The sequence below is a fragment of the Hymenobacter sp. YIM 151858-1 genome (assembly GCF_025979705.1).
In the GTDB taxonomy this organism is placed as follows: domain Bacteria; phylum Bacteroidota; class Bacteroidia; order Cytophagales; family Hymenobacteraceae; genus Solirubrum.
The window spans coordinates 1,552,558-1,572,727 of the sequence record NZ_CP110136.1 but is presented as its reverse complement, the minus strand read 5'-3'; the positions used below and the strand labels follow the sequence as shown (position 1 = coordinate 1,572,727).

The following is a 20,170-nucleotide window of genomic DNA, read 5'->3' as shown; positions in this document are numbered from 1 at the left end:
TGGGTTTTTCTCACCGGAAAAGCCGGTTAAATCTAGTAAAAAAGGGATGTTTCGGTATCTTCGCGTGTTATACAGGAGCTGAACTTTAACCGCCGCACATGAGCGAAATTCAAGAGAAAAAAGCCCCCGCCGCATACTCGGCAGATAGTATTCAGGTACTGGAAGGGCTTGAAGCCGTGCGCAAGCGCCCGGCCATGTACATCGGCGACATCGGTATCAAAGGCCTGCACCACTTGGTATGGGAAGTAGTCGATAACTCCATCGACGAAGCGCTGGCCGGGTACTGCGACACGATTGACGTAACCATCAACGAAGACAACTCCATCACGGTGCGCGACAACGGTCGTGGCATTCCGGTGGATTTTCACCAGAAAGAAGGCCGCTCGGCGCTGGAGGTTGTAATGACCGTACTGCACGCCGGTGGTAAATTCGACAAGGACACCTACAAGGTATCGGGCGGTTTGCACGGCGTAGGCGTAAGCTGCGTGAACGCGCTGAGCAACCTGCTGCGCGTAACCGTGTACAAAAACGGCCACGTGTACCAGCAGGAGTACGAGCGCGGCGCTCCGCTGTACCCCGTGAAGCAGATCGGCGACACAGACCGTAGCGGCACGCAGGTAGAGTTCTGGCCCGACGACTCGATCTTTACCGAAACGGTTTACCGCTACGAAACCATTGCCACCCGTTTGCGCGAGCTGGCGTACCTGAACAAGGGCATCCGCATCAACCTGCTCGACCTGCGCGAGAAAGACGAGAACGGCGTTGCCCGCGGCGAGCAGTTCTTCTCGGAAGGTGGCCTGTCGGAGTTCGTGCAGTACATCGACGGCGAGCGTAACGTGCTCATGACGCGCCCCATTCACGTGGTGAGCGAGCGAGGCGGCACGCCCGTGGAGGTGGCCCTGCAGTACAACGACTCGTACCAGGAGCACATCTTCTCCTACGTCAACAACATCAACACCATCGAGGGCGGCACGCACGTGGCGGGCTTCCGCTCGGCCCTTACCCGCACGCTGAAGGCGTACGCCGACAAGTCGGGCATGCTGGCCAAGGCTAAGGTGGAGGTGCAGGGCGACGACTTCCGCGAAGGCCTTACCGCCGTTATTTCGGTGAAGGTGGCCGAGCCGCAGTTCGAAGGCCAGACCAAGACCAAGCTGGGCAACAACGAAGTAAGCGGCGCCGTGAACCAGGTAGTGGGCGAAATCCTCAACCAATACCTGGAGGAGAACCCCAAGGAAGCCATGGTGATTGTGGAGAAGGTGATTCTGGCCGCTAAGGCCCGCATTGCCGCCCGCAAAGCCCGCGAAATGGTGCAGCGCAAAACCGTGCTGGGCTCCAACTCGCTGCCCGGCAAGCTGGCCGACTGCTCCGAATCAGACCCGGCTATCTGCGAGCTGTACCTCGTCGAAGGCGACTCGGCAGGTGGTACGGCCAAGCAGGGCCGCAACCGTGCCTTCCAGGCCATTCTGCCGCTGCGCGGTAAAATCCTGAACGTGGAGAAGGCGCAGGAGCACCACATCTACGAAAACCAGGAAATCCGGAACATGATTACGGCCCTGGGCGTGAGCTTCGGGGTGCCGGCCGACCCGGAAAACGGCATCGAGAAGGATGATAAAGCGCTGAACATTTCGAAGCTGCGCTACCACAAGATCATCATCATGACCGACGCCGACGTGGACGGCTCGCACATCCGCACGCTGATCCTCACGTTCTTCTTCCGCTACATGCGCGAGCTGGTGGATAAGGGCTACATCTACATTGCCTTGCCGCCGCTTTACCTGGTGAAGAAAGGCAAGGAGGAACGCTACTGCTGGACCGAAGTGGAGCGCCAGGCGGCCGTGGAAGAGCTGGCCAAAGGCCGCCCCGAATCGGTGAACGTGCAGCGCTACAAAGGCCTAGGTGAAATGAACGCTGAGCAGCTCTGGACCACCACCATGCAGCCCGATACCCGTTCGTTGAAGCAGGTAACCGTGGAGTCGGCGGCCGAGGCCGACCACCTGTTCTCGATGCTGATGGGCGACGAGGTAGCTCCCCGCCGCGATTTTATCGAGAAGAACGCCAAATATGCCAAGCTGGACGTATAAGCAGCTTGCAGCCAGAAAAGCCCGCCTTGCGCGGGCTTTTTTGTTGCACACTCGGCATGCCGAGTAAAATTTCAGTGGCGGGCGGGGCCCAAGCGTAGCTAATGGCCACCCGGCAACCGGCGGGCCAGTCGGCCAACTACCCACGGCCCGCCCGACAAATAAGACAAGCACAATGCGACAACTGATTACATCAAATTCGCCTTGGGAGGACACCGTTGGCTACTCCCGCGCCGTGCGCGTTGGCAACGTAGTAGAGGTAGCAGGCACCACCGCGCAGGATGGGCCTACCATTACCGGCGGCGATGTGTACTCGCAAACCAAGCGCATACTGGAGAAGATTAAGGACGCGCTGGCCGAGGCCGGAGCGAGCCTGGAGCACGTGGTGCGCACGCGCATTTACATTACCGATATGCGGCGCTGGGAGGAGGTAGGCCGCGCCCACGGCGAGGTGTTCGATACCATCCGGCCGGCCACCACCATCGTGGAAGTGAGTGCCCTGATTGATCCGCGGCTGCAGGTAGAAATTGAAGCCACGGCCATTATTTCGTAACTCTGCGTAACTCCGTATCGCCTGGCCCGAATACGCAGGTAGGATTACTACTTTATGAAACTGTTTAAGTCGTCGGACCTCATCCGCAAGAGCAAATACATCAGCCGCGACCTGAGCTGGTTACGGTTTAATTACCGCGTACTCGACCAAGCCCGCGACTCGGCTCGCACGGTGCTCGATCGGCTGCGTTTCCTGAGCATCACGGCTTCCAACCTCGACGAGTTCTTCATGATTCGGGTGGGGTCGTTGTACAACTACCTCGACTACGGCAAGGTGCGCGTCGACTACTCGGGCCTGCGCGAGCTGCCGTTCCGGCGCAAGCTGCTCGACTTTGCGCACCGCTTCGTGCACGATCAGTCGCAGACGTATTTGCAGGAGCTGCGGCCGCTGTTTGCGCGCAACGGCTTCGATATTTTGCGGGTGGATGAGCTGACGGAAGTGGAACAGAAGAAAGCCGACGGCTACTTCAAGAACACGGTGTTTCCGCTGCTCACGCCGATGGTGTACGACTCGTACCACGGCTTTCCGCTGATGATGAACCAGCTGCTCATCTTCGGCGTGGTAACGCGCATGAGCGGCGAGGGGCCGGAAGAAGGGCAGGAGCGCCTCACCTTCGTGCAGATACCGGCCAACCTGGCGCGCTTTTTCGAGCTGACGCGCAAGGACAAGGTCATCTTCGTGCCCATCGAGGAAATCGTGCGCGCCAACCTAGGCAAGCTGTTCCGCAACGTCGATATCGTGTCGGCCACGCTGTTCCGCATCACCCGCAACGGCGACTTTACGCTCGAAGAATCCGACGACATCGATGTCGACTTTATCCAGGAAATTCAGCAAGGCCTGAAGACGCGCAAACGGGGCCGCGTGGTACGCCTGGAGGTGGAGCCCGATGCCTCGCACATTCTGATGCAGGTGCTGAAGGAGCGGTGGAAGATTGACAACGGCAACGTGTTCGTTATCAGCTCGCTCATCGACTTGCGCGGCGTAAACCAGATTGTGCGCCACCCTAGCTTCCGCGACAAGCTGCCTAGGTTGCTGGCGCCCGTGCAGCCCCTGAGCTTGCCCCTGGGTGCCGACGAGAACCTGTTTGAGTACCTGAAGCACCACGACGTGCTGCTGCACCACCCGTACAACTCCATTGAGCCGGTGGTGAAGCTGCTGGAGCAGGCCGCCGAAGACCCGCACGTACTGGGCATCAAGCAAACCATTTACCGCCTGGCCGATGACTCGCGCGTAACCGCGGCCCTGCTGAAAGCAGCCGAAAACGGCAAGCACGTATCGGTGCTGTTCGAGGTGAAGGCGCGCTTCGACGAGGAGCGCAACATCCGCGAGGGCGCCAAGCTCGAAAAAGCCGGCTGCTTTGTCATCTACGGGGTGAGCAAGTACAAGACGCACACCAAGATGGCCATGATTATCCGGAAGGAGGGCGAGAAGGTGACGCGCTACGTGCACATCGGCTCGGGCAACTACAACGAGCAAACCTCGCGCTTTTACACCGACGTAAGCCTGCTCACGACCAACGACGTGTATGGCCACGACGTGTCGGAGTTCTTCAACGTAATTACCGGCCACTCGCAGCCCGACGACTACGAGTACCTGATTACGGCGCCCAAGGACATGCGCCAGCAGCTCATTCAGCTCATCCGCGACGAGGGCCGCAACGCCAAGCGCGGGTTGCCTTCGGGCATCGTGATGAAGATGAATTCGCTGGAAGACCGCGACATCATCGACGAGCTGTACAAGGCCTCGAAAGCGGGCGTGCCCATCCGGCTGATTGTGCGCGGCATTTGCTGCCTGCGCCCGGGCCGGCCGGGCCTAAGCGAAAACATCGAGGTGCGCAGCATTGTGGGCGAATACCTCGAGCACACGCGCTTGTTCTACTTCCACCACGGCGGCCAGCCCAAGGTGTACTCGGGCTCGGCCGACGTGATGGTGCGCTCCTTCGACCGCCGCATCGAGGCCTTGTTCCTCATCGTGAACCCGCAGCTGCTGCGCGAGGCCATCAACATCCTCTACTTCAACCTGAAGGACAACTACAACACCTACCTGATGCGCGAGGACGGGGCGTACATCAAGCGCCACCCCGTTGACGGGGAGCCCGTGTTTAACCTGCACAAGGAGTTCTACCTGAAGAACTACGGTTTGGTGCAGGACACGGCCCTGTACCAGGATTTTCTGGCGGCTATGCCCATGGCCCGCGTGCCCGAAGGCGAAACCGTAGCGCCTTCGGAGGACAGCCTGATTGCCGGCGAAGAAGTGGTGCTGCCCGACGAGGACACCGATGAGCTCCTCGATGGCGCTGGCGAACCGGTGTTGGCCGTGGCGCAGTCCGATCCGCTTACGCCCGGCCCGGTGCCGCCGGTGGTGCCCGAGGAGCAGGACTAAGCACCTAGGGCAACTGCCTAGGTGCCAACAGCAGCCGCAACAAAAAGGCCCGCGTGCTCAGCACGCGGGCCTTTTGCTTTAGGCTCCTTCCGAATCGTTCTGAATTACCGGCACCGGCATTTTGTGCGACTGGTCGGTTATGGGCCTGATTTCTTCGAAGTGGTCTTCGAACAGCGCCTGCAGCATGCCGTCTTTTAGGCCTATATCGGGCACCAGCATGTCTTTGGCGCCCGACCATTCCATGGCCGACAAATAGATCTGACCGGCGGGCACGATGACATCGGCGCGGTCGGGGTTGAGCATGAGCAGGTTCACGCGCTCATCCATACTGAGGCTGCGCAAGTGGTCGAGGATGCCAGCGATGCGCTTGCGCTGAATGGGCTGCTCGGGCGGAAGCTGTGCCAGCGCGTAAATTTTGTTGATGTTGCCGCCGGTGCCGATGGCGCGGGTTACGTGGTAGCGCCGGGCGTTTTCCTTTACCCACGTTTCCATCTGCTGCCAGGTGTCCTGCAGTTGGGCGCCGGGCTGGCCGTCGTTTTGCAGGCGGCGGATGGAGCCCACCTCGAACGACTGCGACGCTACTTTACGGCGGTCGGAGTAGAGGTTAAACTCGGTGCTGCCGCCGCCCACATCGATGTGCAGGTAGTGGCGCTTGTCTTCGAGCAGCTGCATAATTACGCGGTTCACGTAAGCGGCTTCGGCCTGCCCGTCGATGATCTGCACCTCAATCCCTAGGTCGCGCTGCATGCGCTCGGCAATGGCACGGCCGTTTTCGGCGGAGCGCATGGCCGAGGTGGAGCAGATGAGGTAGTGCGCCACGTCGTGCACTTCCATCAGCAGCTTCAGCGCGTGCAGAAACTTCACGAACTTCTCTTCCTTGGTCGGCGAAATCCGGCCGGTGGCAAACACATCCTCGCCCAGGCGCAGCGGGTAGCGCACGTACTCCACGCGCTTCAGTCGGTAGGTGCCGCCAAACTCTAGCACGGCGGATATCTGACAGCGGACGGCGTTGGAGCCGATGTCGATGGCGGCTAGTTTCAGCAGCGGGTATTCCATGAGAGAGGCGGTAAAAGGCAGAAAACGGGCAAAGGTAAAAAGGCCGGGTTATTCCCGGCCTTTATTTACTCGGCATGCCTACTGTTACTGGTCGATGCGGAAACCTAAACCAAACTGCAGCAGGTACTTCTCTTCGGCCGAGCTTTGCACCGAAACGGATAAAGCCAGCGTTTCATACACGGGTGAGATGTAAAAACCGCCGCCGTAGCCGCGGTGCCACCCGCCCGCGGCCGCGCCTTTGTAGTACACCTGGCCCTGGTCGTAGAAACCGAACACGCCGTAGTAGAACGGCAAAAACTGGGTGTTGGCGTAGCCCAGCGACAGGCGAAGCTCGGAGTTCAGGTACAGCGAGGCGTCGCCGGTGAAGCGGTTGCGCACGTAGCCGCGCAGGTTTTGGCGCAAACCCAGTTGCGTGAACTTGTAAAACGGAATTTCATCGACGGGGCCGTAGTTTTTGCCGCCGCCGCCCTTTACCACCAGCGTTACCGGAATACCTAGGCGCGCCGTGCCGTAGTACTCGGCAAAGCCTTCGGAGAGGCCGAACGTGCGCTTGCCTTGGTTGAGCTGGCGCCAGGTGGTATGCTCGCCGTAGAGGCGCACGCCCTTGCGGGCGAATTGCTTCCGGTCGCGGAAATCCAGATCGAGCACGGCCCGGCCGCCCAGCAGGCGCTGGAAGGCCACATCGGGCACGGGGTCGTCGGAAGGAATGGGCTGGCCGTTCTGGTTTACCAGTTGCCCTAGGTAGCTGTTGCGGGCAAAGTCGCTTTGGTACTGTTCGTACACCGGGCCCACGCGCAACAGGCTTTTCTGCCGGATTACACGCTCAAAAAAGGCTTCGGTTTGGTAGCCACGGTAGCGCGCCCGGTAAAAATTGTCGTCGAAGAGGTCGTCGTCTTTGCGGGTGTTGTTGCCCAGCCCGAAGAAGTTGTAGAACGGGAAGTAGTTGCCGTAGGTGCCGCGCACGCCAAAATCGACTTTGCCGAAAAGGTAGCGCCAGCGCACGTTGCCCGTAAGCTGCCGGTTGCCGCCGGTGGTGTACTGCGCATCAATGCCGTAGCGCACGCGGTAATCGGGCTTGCGGAAACCCTGCTTTACCCAGTCGAAACCGGCTGCCACCCCGAAGCCGTCGTTGCGGTTGAACAAGATGGCACCCCGCGGCGCGTAGCCGTCGTACTCAAAAGCGTTGCGGTCGTAGTGGTTTATGCCCAGGCGGTTGGAGCGCCGATCGGCAGTTGGCGTGGTGGCTAGCAGCTCGGTGCCGGCTGCATCGTACACCTCGGTGCGGCCCCCGCTCGAGTTGTTGGTAATCTGGTCTTTGCCTTCGCCACCAATAACGCGCACCCGAATGCTACCCGATTCGTTGCCGGTCAGCCGAAACACGTCGCGGCCATCGAGCCCGTATAACCGGATGTCGCGCGTTTCGCCGCGCACAAACGTGCGGTCGAAAAAGGGCTGGCCTTTGGCATTGCCGTCGTCGTCGCGCTTGCTCACCTGCACCCGCACCTGGCCGCCGGCCAGGCGCTGCACCTCGAAGACCTCGCCCTTGTTCGAGCCTACCACGTCCACGTCGCGGGCCAGCATCAGGTAGTACTCGTCGAGGGCCTGGGGCAGCTCCTGAATGCGGCTTTTCAGCTTGCGGTTAATATCGCGGCCCGAAATACCCTGGATTTCCTGGGGCAGTTGCGCCGTAGCCGAGTCGATGGCGGCCGGCGTAATGCGCTGCTGCAGATACTGGCCGATGCGGCGCCAATCCTCGCGCGAGAGCGACTGCAGCAAGGCGCGGTCGAGGTGGCGAGCGGGCCAGTTCAGGCTTTCCAGGTCGCGGAAATGCTCGCCGAAATCCTCGATACTGGGCACGGCCCATTCGCGGTTGGCAATCCAGGTGAGGGCGCCGTTCCAGAGGGTGAACGACTGGTCACGGTCGCGCGGAATGGGCTTAAAGATCTTCTGCTTGCCTTCGTCGTACTCGGCCCATTTCCAGTTGTCGTCGTGCTTGCCAAAGTCGGCCACCAGCATGTCGAAAGCGCGGGCCTTACCTAGGGCCAGGGCATCAACGCGATTGTCGTTGTCTTTGTAGAGTTGCCGAAACATGCTGAAGGAGCGCCGCACCTCATCGGCGCCACCAAAGCCGTGCAGGTTGTATTTCTTATCCCAAGGGTCTTCCTCCAAGGTGCCGAGCAGCCCGGCGTATTGCTCCCGAAAGGTGCCGAGCTGTTGGTTGTCGGGCAGCGCAAACAACCTGGGGCGGGCGTGCAAAATGTCGGTGCGGTCGAGCAGCGGCGCCACCACCAGCGCCGAATACGGGTGCGCCGTGGGGGTGATGTCGCGCAGGATATCGGCCGCTACGGAATTGCGCAGCTCGGGCGGCAGAATTTTGGTGACGTCTTTATCAACCGAGCGGAAGGTGTACTCCGAGCTGTCGGCCGCAATAAACTTGAGCGACGTGGTTTGGCGTCCGCCGCCCCGTTTGTAGGGGCGCAGCCCACCTTTTTCGGTGCTGAGGTCGAGCACGGGTACGGTTACGGGCTGCGTCCAGGTGCTACGGTACAGCGGGCCCATCAAAGGCTTTTGCAAACCATGCGCCCGGTACTGCGGGCCTGGGGTTACAGTAGCGGTGGTGGCTGCAGAGCCCTCGGCCCTAGGTGCGCCAGCGGCGCTGGAGTTGGAGGGGCAGTTGGGCAGGTAGGGGTTGGTGGGTACGTCTTTGTTTTCGGGCAGGCAAGCCGACTGAAACAACGTAGCCGTAAAGGCCTCTTTTGTGGTGTCGGCGTTGCGCTTGTCAAAGGTGATGAACACGGCTTTCACGGTGCCATCGGGGGCGTAATCGAGGCGCGTATAGCCGGCTTCGGCCTCGTTGTAAAGCGACTTGGCGTTGCTGGCCACCGGCTCGACGTGCGAAAAGCTGCCCGACACCACATGGTAGTTACGCTCGAAGGGCGTAAGCTGCAGGTTGAAATCGTGGGCCGCAACGTACAGCGCGTTTGGGTGCTCCTTGAGCGTGCTCAGCATGGTTTTGCGAAACGCCTGATAACCAGGCGAGGCCATGTCGCGCGGGGTGCCCACGTTTTGCCGGTATGCCGCGTTTATGGTGCCGAGCACCGGCGGGGAGAGGTGGCGCTTAAGGGGCTGATAGCCGCCGTAGGTGCCATTGCTGATAACGGGCTGGTGCCCCACCAGCAGTACGTTGCGCCCGCGGGTTTCGTCGAGTACATCCTGCAGCTGCTCCCGAAACTCCCCGGCCGACATGGTTTTGCAGTCGGTATCGGGGGCCTCGGGCCGGTCGAAGGGGTGCGACCACCACGGCGTGTTCAGGGCAACGAGGCGCACCAGCGGCGCCACATCCACGATTTCGGGGCCGGGGCAGCCGTTGCTGGGCAAAAACACGTTCTGGCCGCCCAGCTGCGCTTCGATGTACTTCTCCAACCGCCGTACGCTCTTTTGCCCGTCGCGGCCCGAGTTGTTCCAGTCTTTGTCGCCGGGTACAAAGTAGATGCGGCCGTTGGGCAAATCTTTCACCAATGCCAGCAAGGCGTTGGCGCGGGCTTCGAGCGAGGCGCGGGTGGTATCCTGCTTTTCCGACAGGCCCTCGTTGCCTACGATGTCGCCTAGGTGCACCACCGTAAAGGGAGTCGTTTCCTGCTCCAGGGTGCGGCGCAAGGAGCGAAGCCGGGCTTCCGGAATGGGGCCGGCGGTATTGCCCAACAGGTACACATGGTGCGCGGCCGGCACCGACTGCGAACGGGCGGGCAAGGCAGCCGTCAGCAGCAAACCAGCCACAAGCAGCCGGCGGTAGATATAGCTCATAGATAAGCAGAAATGGAGCGGAAATGCCGCTGCCCACGGTGTGGTGCGCGGCACCAAATGCACTACCTACGCGAAAACTACCTAGGCGGATAACACGACAGTTGCGCCTGGGTGTGGCCACCCCACTTCGCCCGGTTATTGGTTGGCCGTTGCCCGATCGAGTAGCTCCTGCACGAGCCGCGGCACCCCAACGGTAGCCGGCTCGGCAATCAGCTCTACGTTGCCCCGCCGCGATACCCTCGGCAAGCTCGGATCGACGACGTAAAGCGGGCAGTTGCTGGGCAGGTAATGAATAAGCCCGGCCGCTGGGTACACCTGCAGCGAGGTGCCAATTACCAGCATTATGTCGGCCGTGGCGGCTTCTTCCATGGCGCGTTCCATCAGCGGTACGGACTCGCCAAACCACACAATGTTGGGGCGCAGCTGGTGGCCTCGTTCGCAGGTTTGGCCCAGCTCAATCCGGTCGCCCTCAACGGGGTACACCAGCTCCTCGAAACGGGTGCTGCGGGCTTCCATCAGTTTGCCGTGCAAATGGATAACGTGGCTGGAGCCCGCGCGCTCGTGCAGGTCATCGACGTTCTGCGTCACGATTACCACCTCGTAGGCTTTCTCTAGCTCAACCAATGCCAAATGGCCGGTATTGGGCTGCGCGTGGCGTGCGGCTGCGCGTCGTTGGTTGTAAAACTCCAGCACCAGCTTCGGGTCTTTGGCCCAGCCTTCGGGCGAGGCCACATCCTCCACGCGGTGGTTTTCCCAAAGCCCATCCGAAGCCCGAAAAGTAGCCAGGCCGCTTTCTGCCGAAATGCCGGCGCCCGTGAGTACAACGATTTTCTTGCGAGTCATGGTCCGAAATATAGTGGCTTGGCTTACCGCCCTGCCCGGTGCTGTTCAACGCAAAACCACCTAGGGCAGTTAAGCCGCTACTGCCAGCGCATCAGCTGCGCAGCCGTGAAATCCCACTCGGGCGTTTCAATCAGTTCGGCGGCGGGGTCGATGAGAAACCAGGCCCCCAGGCCCAGACCGGGGCGGTTGCGGAGCACGTGCATGTCCTGGGCCGGCATATAGCTTTGGGCCAGCAGCGCGTAGCGGCGTTTGGTGGTAGCGTGCTCGGCCACATCAAGCACCATTACCGCATGCCCCGGCGCGCCGCCCTTGATGAACACGTCGCCTGGCTGCACATCGTTCAGGGGCACGCGCCGCAGCTCACGGCTTAGCGAGAGCGAACCGGCGTAGGTGAAAATCTGATCGAGGTAGCGGCGCAGGGCGGCGTGCGTGGGTGCCTCGGCGGCCCTGGGTGCGGGCAGTACTTCTTCGCCCTGCACCCGGAAGCCCCGGCCCTCAACCCAGTCGCCGAACCAGATGTCGTGGCCGCTGGTCAGGTGAAAATGAATTTGCCGGTAGTTGCGGGTAAACTGATACTCGGCCCGCAGGCGCATCACGGCATCGGCGCACTGCTGCAAATCGCGCGGGCCCGTGTCGATATCGAGCACGGCGGCGTGCACGGTTTGCGGCGTTTTCAGGCGGCCGTTGTGCAGGTACACGGGCGTGTTTTTCGGGCGCAGCGGCAAGTGGCGCAACCACTCCGCAAAAGAGTTGGGTGCAGCGGCCACGCGCTGGCAACCCGCGGGCGGTGCAAAGCGTGCCGCCAACGTCTGCTGCTCGTGGTAGGGGTGCGTGAGCCAGCGGTAGGCGTTGCCGTCGGTTACTCCGGCCCTAGGTGGTTTGGGCTGGGCAACGAAATGGGGAGGGGCGAGGGGGCTGCCCGTAGCCAGGAGCAGTGCCAGACCTAGGGCCGGCAGAGGCAATGTCGAGAACATAAATCAGCAACGCAGCCCGCCTCGAATATTGTATAGGCTCAATACAGCAAAAGCCCCGCCGGCGGTTAGCGGCGGGGCTTTTTGGTTGAGTTGCCAGGGCTACTTAGCGGCTTTTTTGGTGGTGCCTGTAGCTTTCTTAGCGGCGGGCTTTTTGGCGGCTGCGGTGGCCTTTTTAGCCGGAGCTTTGGCAGCGGGTTCGGCCGTTTTCTTGGCCCCGAAGCGGCCGCGGGCGGGTTTATCGGGCGTAGCCTCGGCCAGCTCCAGGCAACGCGCTAGGCTTAGGCTACGGGGCTCTTCGCCTTTCGGGATTTTCACGTTTTTGCCGCCGCACACGATGTAGGGGCCGTACTTGCCGTTGAGCACCTGCACATCGGCACGGCCTTCGGGCTCAAACGTGAGAATCACCTTTTCGGCCTCTTGCTTGCGCTTGTCGGCGATTAGCTGAACGGCTTCTTCGGGCGTAACCGTATGCGGGTCCTGGCCTTTGGCCAGCGAGTAAAACTTGCCGTCGTGGCGGATGTAGGGTCCGAAGCGGCCGATGGCCGCCGTCATGTCCTTTTCCTCGTGCTGGCCCACCACGCGCGGCAGCTTAAACAACTCCAGCGCCTCCTCCAGCGTCAGGGTTTCAATAAACTGGCCTTTGCGCAGGTTGGCGTAGGCGGGCTTGGTTTCGCCTTCGGCTTCACCCAGCTGCACATAGGGCCCAAAGCGGCCCAGCTTGGCGTAAATCTTGTCGCCGGTTTCGGGGTGCTCACCCACCAGGCGCGTAGTGCCCACATCGGCGCGCTCCACCTCTTTGCCGCGCTCCACGGTTTCGTGGAAAGTGCCGTAGAAGCCCGCAATCATCTGCTCCCAGGCTTCCTGGCCCTCCGCAATACGGTCGAATTCTTCCTCCACTTTGGCCGTGAAGGAGTAATCGATAATCAGCGGGAAGTGCTCAACCAGAAAGTCGTTCACCACCATGGCCGTATCCGTCGGGAACAGCTTGCCGCGGTCGGCGCCGTAGACTTCGGTTTTGGTTTCGGTGTTTACCTGCTGGCCGTCGAGCGTCAGCACATGAAACTTGCGCTCCTTGCCCTCGCGGGTGTCTTTCTCCACGTAGCCGCGCTTCTGAATAGTGCTGATGGTAGGCGCGTAGGTCGACGGGCGGCCAATGCCCATTTCTTCCAGCTTTTTTACCAGCGAAGCTTCGGTGTAGCGAGCGGGCGGTTGCGCGTAGCGCTCCGTAGCCGACAGGCGCTGCAGCGGCAGCTGCTGGCCTACGTTGAGCGGGGGCAGACCCCGCGAAAACGACGATTCGCCGTCGTTATCATCCTCATCTTTCGATTCGCTGTATGCTTTCAGGAAGCCCTCGAAGGTGATAACCTCGCCCGTGGCCGTAAGCGTTACGCCCGGCTGGGTGCTGATACCAATGGTAGCGACCGTGCGCTCAATTTCGGCCTCGGCCATTTGCGAGGCCAGGGCCCGCTTGCGGATGAGGTCGTAGAGGCGCTGCTCGGCCGAATCTTCGCCGGCTTTCACCAACGAAAAGTCGGTGGGGCGAATGGCCTCGTGCGCTTCCTGAGCCGAAGCGGCTTTGGTTTTGAATTGACGCGTGTAGGAGTACTCCGGACCGTAGGCGCGGGTAATTTCGGCCTTGGCACCGTTCAGGGCTTCCTGCGACAGGTTCACCGAGTCGGTACGCATGTAGCTGATCTTGCCGGCCTCGTACAGACGCTGCGCAACGCTCATGGTTTGCGCCACCGAAAAGCCCAGCTTGCGCGAGGCTTCCTGCTGCAGGGTAGAGGTAGTAAAGGGCGGCGCGGGGCTGCGCTTGCCGGGCTTTTTCTCCAGCGTTTCGATGCGGTAGGCTGCACCTGCGCACCGGGCCAGAAATGCCTCGGCTTCCTCCAGCGTTTTCAGGCGCTGGGGCAACTCAGCCTCGAGCACGGCGCCGTTGCCCGCGTCAAAGCGTGCCACCACGCGGTAGGCCGACGAGGTTTTGAACTGCTGAATTTCCCGCTCGCGCTCCACCACCAGGCGCACCGCCACCGACTGCACACGACCGGCCGAGAGGCCGGTTTTCACCTTCTTCCAGAGCACCGGCGAAAGCTCGAAGCCCACGAGGCGGTCGAGCACGCGGCGGGCCTGCTGGGCGTTTACCAGATTCAGGTCAATCTCGCGGGGCGAATCGATGGCGTTCAGGATGGCGTTCTTCGTCAGCTCGCGGAAAACGATGCGCCGGGTTTTGGCATTCGTCAGGTCGAGCGTTTCGGCCAGGTGCCACGAAATGGCCTCGCCCTCGCGGTCGGCGTCGCTTGCCAGCCACACGGTTTCCGCTTCTTTGGCCAGCTTCTTCAGCTGAGAGATTACCTCGCGCTTATCGGGCGAAACGACATAAGTCGGTTTAAAGCCGTTCTGAATGTCAATGGCGTTGTTGTCCTTCGGTAAGTCGCGCACGTGTCCGAAGCTTGACTTAACGATAAAGTCTTTGCCTAGGTAGCCTTCAATCGTTTTGGCTTTGGCAGGCGACTCCACGATGACGAGGTTCTTAACCATAGAATAGGGGTGGGTAGTGGTAAGGCGCTAGTGGAGCTGCGGAGGTAAAAAAGGAAACGAAAAAGCTCAACAGGGTGTTGAACTCGGCCGCAAAGATGGGTGAATAATCCATCCTCGCTAGGAAACAGCGCCTAGGGCAAGTTCAACACCCATGTATCTAAAGGAGTTTCGACCTCCCGAAAGTATTGCCGATCAATACCCTGTCAACGATAAAAACCACGGCACCGATGCCAAAAAGAATATATAGTAGCGCGCAACCAACTGCGTTTGCTACTTTTGTCAGTGCTGCCCACTACCCCCAGCGGGCGGCCACCTGCCTTCACCGCGCTTTTTTGCGCTTCGACCCTTCCTTCTATGGCCTCCGGTAAGAACAGCAAACCTGCTACGAACCTTACGCCTCTCGACGACGACGCTGATCTGCCCGTTGACGCTGAGACGGGCAAGCCCGAAACGCCAGACCGCGTGAGCTCTGACCTGACGCGCAAGCGTGGGGCGGCTCGCGGCAGCTCGGCGGGTACGCAAGACCCTGACTACGTTAACGAGCAGCTGAACCGGGTTCTGTACGCCCTCGACGCCTTCAAAAAAGGCGACATTTCGGTGCGTTTGACCAAACAGAACGACGACATCTTCGCCGAAATAGCCGAAGCCTACAACTCGATGGTAGAGATGATCGGCGGCGTAGGTGGCGAGGTATCGCGCATCTCGAAAGTAGCGGGGGTAGAAGGCAACCTGAAGGCGCGCGCCTCCGGCGAAAACGCCACGGGCTTCTGGCGCGACATGATCAACAACATCAACGGTTTGGTTGACTCCATCGCCGTACCGGTGTTGGAGGTAGGCAAGGTACTGAAGAACATCAGCCGCGGTAACCTGGACGAATCGTTCCAGATTCCGGTGTCGGGTGACTTTAAGTTGATGGCCGAAACCATCAACAAAACCATCGACAACCTGAACGTATTCGCCAGCGAGGTAACCCGCGTGGCGCAGGAAGTAGGTACCGAGGGTAAGCTGGGCGGCCAAGCGTCGGTACCGAACGTAGGCGGGGTGTGGAAGGACCTCACCGACAACGTGAACACGATGGCCTCGAACCTGACCCTGCAGGTACGTGACATTGCCAACGTAGCAACGGCCGTAGCTAAAGGCGACCTGACGCAGAAAATCACGGTAGACGTGAAAGGCGAAATTCTGCAGCTGAAGCAGAACATCAACCAGATGGTGGACTCGCTGAACACGTTTGCCGGCGAGGTAACCCGCGTAGCACAAGAAGTAGGTACCGAAGGTAAGCTAGGTGGTCAGGCCGTTGTGCCCGGTGTAGGTGGTGTTTGGAAAGACCTCACCGACAACGTAAACAACATGGCCGCCAACTTGACGAGCCAGGTACGTGACATTGCCAACGTAGCAACGGCCGTAGCCAAAGGTGACTTGTCGCAGAAAATCACGGTTGATGTTAAGGGCGAGCTGTTGCAGCTCAAGATGAACCTCAACCAGATGGTGGACTCGCTCAACCTCTTTGCTGGTGAGGTAACCCGTGTGGCGCAGGAAGTAGGTACCGAAGGCCGTCTAGGTGGTCAGGCCAACGTACCGAGCGTAGCAGGTGTGTGGAAGGACCTGACGGACAACGTAAACACGATGGCTGCTAACCTGACTTCTCAGGTGCGTGACATTGCCAATGTAGCCACCGCGGTAGCCAAAGGCGACCTGACGCAGAAGATTACGGTAGACGTAAAAGGCGAGCTGCTCCAACTGAAGCAGAACCTGAACCAGATGGTGGACTCGCTGAACCTGTTTGCCGGCGAAGTAACCCGCGTAGCACTGGAAGTAGGTACCGAGGGTAAGCTAGGTGGCCAGGCCGTGGTGCCGGGCGTTGGCGGGGTTTGGAAAGAACTCACCGACAACGTAAACAACATGGCCTCCAACCTGACTTCTCAGGTGCGTGACATTGCCAACGTAGCAACTGCGGTAGCCCGCGGCGACTTGTCGCAGAAGATGACCGTGAACGTAAAGGGCGAAATTCTGGAGCTCAAGAACATCTTGAACCAGATGGTGGACTCGCTCAACATCTTCGGTGACGAAGTAACCCGCGTAGCACGCGAAGTAGGTACGGAAGGTAAGCTCGGCGGCCAAGCCGTTGTGCCCCGTGTAGGCGGTACCTGGAAAGAACTGACCGACAACGTAAACACCATGGCCTCGAACCTTACGAGCCAGGTGCGAGACATTGCCAACGTAGCAACTGCGGTAGCAAAAGGTGACCTGACCCAGAAAATCACGGTAGATGTTAAGGGCGAACTGCTGGATCTGAAGAACATTCTGAACCAGATGGTGGACTCGCTGAACATCTTCGCCGGCGAGGTAACCCGCGTGGCACGTGAAGTAGGTACCGAGGGTATCCTAGGTGGTCAGGCTAACGTGCCAAACGTGGGTGGGGTATGGAAAGACCTTACCGACAACGTAAACACGATGGCCTCGAACCTGACTTCTCAGGTGCGTGACATTGCCAACGTGGCTACCGCTGTAGCCCGCGGCGACTTGAGCCAGAAAATCACGGTAAATGTGAAAGGTGAGCTGCTACAGTTGAAGGAAAACCTCAACCAGATGGTGGACTCGCTGAACACGTTCGGTGACGAAGTAACCCGCGTGGCGCGCGAAGTAGGTACCGAAGGTAAGCTGGGTGGCCAGGCAGTAGTGCCGAACGTTCGGGGTACCTGGAAGGAGCTGACCGACAACGTAAACACGATGGCCGCGTCGCTGACCTCGCAGGTACGAGACATTGCCAACGTAACCACCGCCGTAGCCCGCGGCGATTTGAGCCAGAAGGTATCGGTAGACGTTCGGGGCGAGATGTTGGAGCTTAAGGACAACATCAACCGAATGGTGGACTCGCTGAACGTATTTGCCGGCGAGGTAACCCGTGTAGCTCAGGAAGTAGGTACCGAAGGCCGCCTAGGTGGCCAGGCCAACGTACCGAACGTGAGCGGGGTATGGAAAGACCTCACCGACAACGTAAACCGCATGGCTGCCAACCTTACCACGCAGGTACGTGGTATCGTGAAGGTAGTAACCGGTGTATCGCAAGGTGACCTTACTCAGAAGCTGACCCTGGAAGCCCGCGGCGAGGTGGCTGATCTGGCCGAAACCATTAACCGAATGGTGGACGACCTGAACCGCTTGGCGCAGGAAGTAAGCCGCGTAGCCGGTGTGGAAGGCAAGCTGACCGAGCGTGCCATGGTAACCGGTGTATCGGGCTCGTGGAAAGACATCGTAGACACGCTGAACGACCTGATCGAGTCGATTGCCTCGCCGGTACTGGAAGTATCGCGTGTGGTACGGGCCGTATCGGAAGGTGACCTGACGCAAAAGGTAGAAGTACCCACTGCGGGTGATATCTACGCCATGGCAATGGCCTTGAACACGGCCGTTGAGAGCTTGAACGAACTGCTTGCTGAAATCAACGACTCTTCGTTGGTAGTAGGGGCGTCGTCGGAAGAAATGGCGCAGAAAGGCCTCGAAATGAGCCGCGTAACGGTTGACGTATCGCTTGCCATGCAACAGATGGCAGAGGGTGCGCAAAACCAGGCTATGAAAACCGACCAGGCGTTTAAGCTGATCGAGGAAATCATGCAGGCCACGAAGGAAACCGCCAACAAGGCCGACGTGGTAAACAAAGCCGCCATCCTTGGTGAGCAAACCTCGCAGCTGGGTCTGAAAACGGTAGCGGAAGTGGTTAAGAACATGGAGGAAATCTCCAGCGCTTCGGCCCAAACGGCCAAAACCATCGATGTACTCTCGGTTCGCTCGCAGGATATCTCGAAGTCGCTGGGTGTAATCACCGACATTGCTGCTCAAACCAACTTGCTGGCGCTGAACGCTGCTATCGAAGCTGCCCGTGCTGGTGAAGCCGGCCGTGGTTTCGCGGTAGTAGCCGAGGAAATCCGCAAGCTGGCCGAAGGCTCGCGCAAATCGGCCAACGAAATTGCCACGCTGGTAGAGGACGTACGGAAAGACACCGCCTCGGCCGCAACCGCTATTTCGACCATGGAAGGCCGAGTACTGAAAGGGAAGAACGCAACCTTCGAGGCCAGCTCGGCCTTTAAGAACATTGCTACCTCTTCGGGCGAAATCCTTCGTACCTCGCGCGACATTCTCACGGCAACCGAGATTCAGAAGACCTCGATTGGCGACGTAGTAAAGTACGTAGAGGAAGTAGTAGCCATTGCCGAGCAAACGGCTTCGGGTACGCAGCAGGTAGCCAGCACGGCCAAGCAGCTTTCGAGCTCGATGTCGGAACTGACGGCTTCGAGCCAGAAGCTGACCGACATTGCCGACGACCTGCAGGTTGGTTTATCGGCCTTCCAGCTGATGGATCACCTAGCCGAAGACGTGTACTACGAGCCCGCGCCGCCCGTGCGCAGCAGCTTGCGGCGTATGCAGCAAGGGCATGTATCGGCACGCGAAGAGGTAGCGGCACGTGCAGCGCGCACGCCTAACCGTTCGGTAACGGCGGCAGCGGCGCGCACGGTAGCAAACAGCGGAACGGCCGTAACGCCCCCTAGCCGCCCAACTCGCCCGGTGCCAATGCCCCGTCCGCAATCGAACGGTACGCCCGAGCCCGCCCGTGCTACCCGCAAACCGGCAGCAGCCGAAGCGGCTCCGGCAGGCCCGGCTCCGCGAAAGGCTCCGGCACGTCGCCCGGCACCGCCGGCTCCTAATGGCGAGCCGCATGCTCCGGCTACGGCCAAGGCCGGGAAAGAAGAGGGCGAAGCACCCAAGGCTGCTCCCAAACGCAAGAATAAATAACTCGCTGTAAGGTAATTGGCGGGCAGAACGCATGAGTGCATGCGTTCTGCCCGACCAGCCTGCTCCGCTCAGCTACTCCTAGCGCATGACTGAAAATTCGGCTGCCGCAGAAAAGAAGCCACAAAAGTCAGAAGCACCTGTTCAGCTTATCGTTTTCCGCCTAGGTAACGAGGAGTATGGAATCCGCATTGAGCAGGTAAAAGAGGTGACGGTGACTCCGGAAATTGCCCGTATGCCCAAAACACCTCGTTTTGTCAAGGGCATCGCCAATCTTCGCGGCGACATTATTGCCATCATCGATCTGGAAGAGCGGTTTCGGTTGCGCCGGACCGATCAGCCCTTGCCGGCGCAAACCTTTACGCTGGCAATCGAAGCGCGTGATTATACCATCGGTATCATCGTGCGCGAAGTACCACAGCCAATCTCCATTCCGGCTTCCAGCATCGAACAGGCTCCTGACTTCATTCAGGACATCAACATTCACGACAAGTACATCGAGGGAATTGCTCGGGTCGACAACCGCATAATCATCGTGTTGGACATGCTCAAGTTGCTCACTCCCGAAGAAATCATGCAGCTCCGGCCTCGCGCAGCATCTTCTGCCAGTGCTGAGCGTAAATAGCCCTGATTTCAATCACATTTTCCCATCGAGTCTTCTTAATCCGACCCTATGAAAAACCGCATCCTCATCGTAGACGATTCTTTCTACATGCGCACGATGCTGAAGAACATGCTCACCGACGCCGGTTACGACGTGGTGGGCGAGGCCGCCAATGGCCAACAGGCACGGGAGCTGGCCTCGCAAACCAAGCCTGACCTGATTACGCTCGACGTAATTTTGCCTGATAACACCGGTTTGGAAGTACTGAAGGACATCCGACTGGAGCTGCCCGATGTAAAAATCGTGATGTGCAGCGCAGTAGGGCAGGAGGTTATTGTAAACGAAGCACTCGAAAGCGGTGCCATGGCTTACATCGTGAAGCCTTTCTCCGAGGACAAAGTACTCGAAATCGTGAGCAGTGCTTTGCAAGAAGCCGGTGGCGATTCGTCGGCCTCGGAAACCGCTGAGTAACAGTTTTTGCCTGAGCTTGCTTGCAGCTGCCCAATGCAGCTGCTTGGATGAGCCTACTTCAATCCACCAGTTTCGTTTT

11 protein-coding genes are annotated in these 20,170 nt (G+C 59.7%); 6 read left to right on the top strand and 5 right to left on the bottom strand.

The features are described from left to right. The first annotated feature begins 98 nt into the window (after nucleotides 1-98). The 3 genes from gyrB (at nucleotide 99) to ppk1 (ending at nucleotide 5,013) form a co-directional block, all read left to right on the top strand. Nucleotides 99-2,081, top strand: coding sequence for a DNA topoisomerase (ATP-hydrolyzing) subunit B (gyrB, locus tag OIS50_RS06985; RefSeq protein ID WP_264693599.1), 1,983 nt, complete (start codon nucleotides 99-101; stop codon nucleotides 2,079-2,081). 172 nt (nucleotides 2,082-2,253) lie between these two features. Further along, the gene (locus OIS50_RS06980) at nucleotides 2,254-2,631 is read left to right on the top strand and encodes a RidA family protein (RefSeq protein WP_264693598.1); all 378 of its coding nucleotides are present in this window, start codon (nucleotides 2,254-2,256) and stop codon (nucleotides 2,629-2,631) included. A gap of 54 nt (nucleotides 2,632-2,685) precedes the next feature. Further along, on the top strand, nucleotides 2,686-5,013 hold the full coding sequence (gene ppk1, locus OIS50_RS06975) for a polyphosphate kinase 1 (RefSeq protein WP_264693597.1): 2,328 nt from the start codon (nucleotides 2,686-2,688) through the stop codon (nucleotides 5,011-5,013). Between the two features lie 78 nt (nucleotides 5,014-5,091). Here the strand turns inward: ppk1 and OIS50_RS06970 are convergent, their stop codons facing one another. The 5 genes from OIS50_RS06970 to topA form a co-directional block, all read right to left on the bottom strand. Then, nucleotides 5,092-6,069: a Ppx/GppA phosphatase family protein gene (locus OIS50_RS06970; RefSeq protein ID WP_264693596.1), complete on the bottom strand. Its 978-nt coding sequence runs from the start codon at nucleotides 6,067-6,069 to the stop codon at nucleotides 5,092-5,094. 84 nt (nucleotides 6,070-6,153) lie between these two features. Beyond that, complete coding sequence (locus tag OIS50_RS06965) at nucleotides 6,154-9,873, bottom strand: metallophosphoesterase family protein (protein WP_264693595.1); 3,720 nt, start codon at nucleotides 9,871-9,873, stop codon at nucleotides 6,154-6,156. Between the two features lie 135 nt (nucleotides 9,874-10,008). Continuing rightward, entirely contained in the window at nucleotides 10,009-10,716 is a 708-nt protein-coding gene (locus tag OIS50_RS06960) for an SIR2 family NAD-dependent protein deacylase (RefSeq protein WP_264693594.1), read from the bottom strand. A gap of 77 nt (nucleotides 10,717-10,793) precedes the next feature. Continuing rightward, nucleotides 10,794-11,690: a DUF4846 domain-containing protein gene (locus OIS50_RS06955; protein ID WP_264693593.1), complete on the bottom strand. Its 897-nt coding sequence runs from the start codon at nucleotides 11,688-11,690 to the stop codon at nucleotides 10,794-10,796. 99 nt (nucleotides 11,691-11,789) lie between these two features. Beyond that, nucleotides 11,790-14,228 carry a type I DNA topoisomerase gene (gene topA, locus OIS50_RS06950; RefSeq protein WP_264693592.1) on the bottom strand — a complete coding sequence of 813 codons (2,439 nt, stop codon included), beginning with the start codon at nucleotides 14,226-14,228 and terminating at the stop codon, nucleotides 11,790-11,792. A 354-nt stretch (nucleotides 14,229-14,582) separates the two neighbouring features. Between topA and OIS50_RS06945 the strand changes: the two genes are divergently transcribed. From OIS50_RS06945 to OIS50_RS06935, 3 genes are all read left to right on the top strand, one after another. After that, entirely contained in the window at nucleotides 14,583-19,019 is a 4,437-nt protein-coding gene (locus tag OIS50_RS06945) for a methyl-accepting chemotaxis protein (protein ID WP_264693591.1), read from the top strand. An 85-nt stretch (nucleotides 19,020-19,104) separates the two neighbouring features. Beyond that, the gene (locus OIS50_RS06940; protein WP_264693590.1) at nucleotides 19,105-19,641 is read left to right on the top strand and encodes a chemotaxis protein CheW; all 537 of its coding nucleotides are present in this window, start codon (nucleotides 19,105-19,107) and stop codon (nucleotides 19,639-19,641) included. A 48-nt stretch (nucleotides 19,642-19,689) separates the two neighbouring features. After that, a complete protein-coding gene (locus OIS50_RS06935) occupies nucleotides 19,690-20,091 on the top strand; it encodes a response regulator (RefSeq protein WP_264693589.1) in 402 nt (133 codons plus the stop codon). Nucleotides 20,092-20,170: the final 79 nt, after the last annotated feature.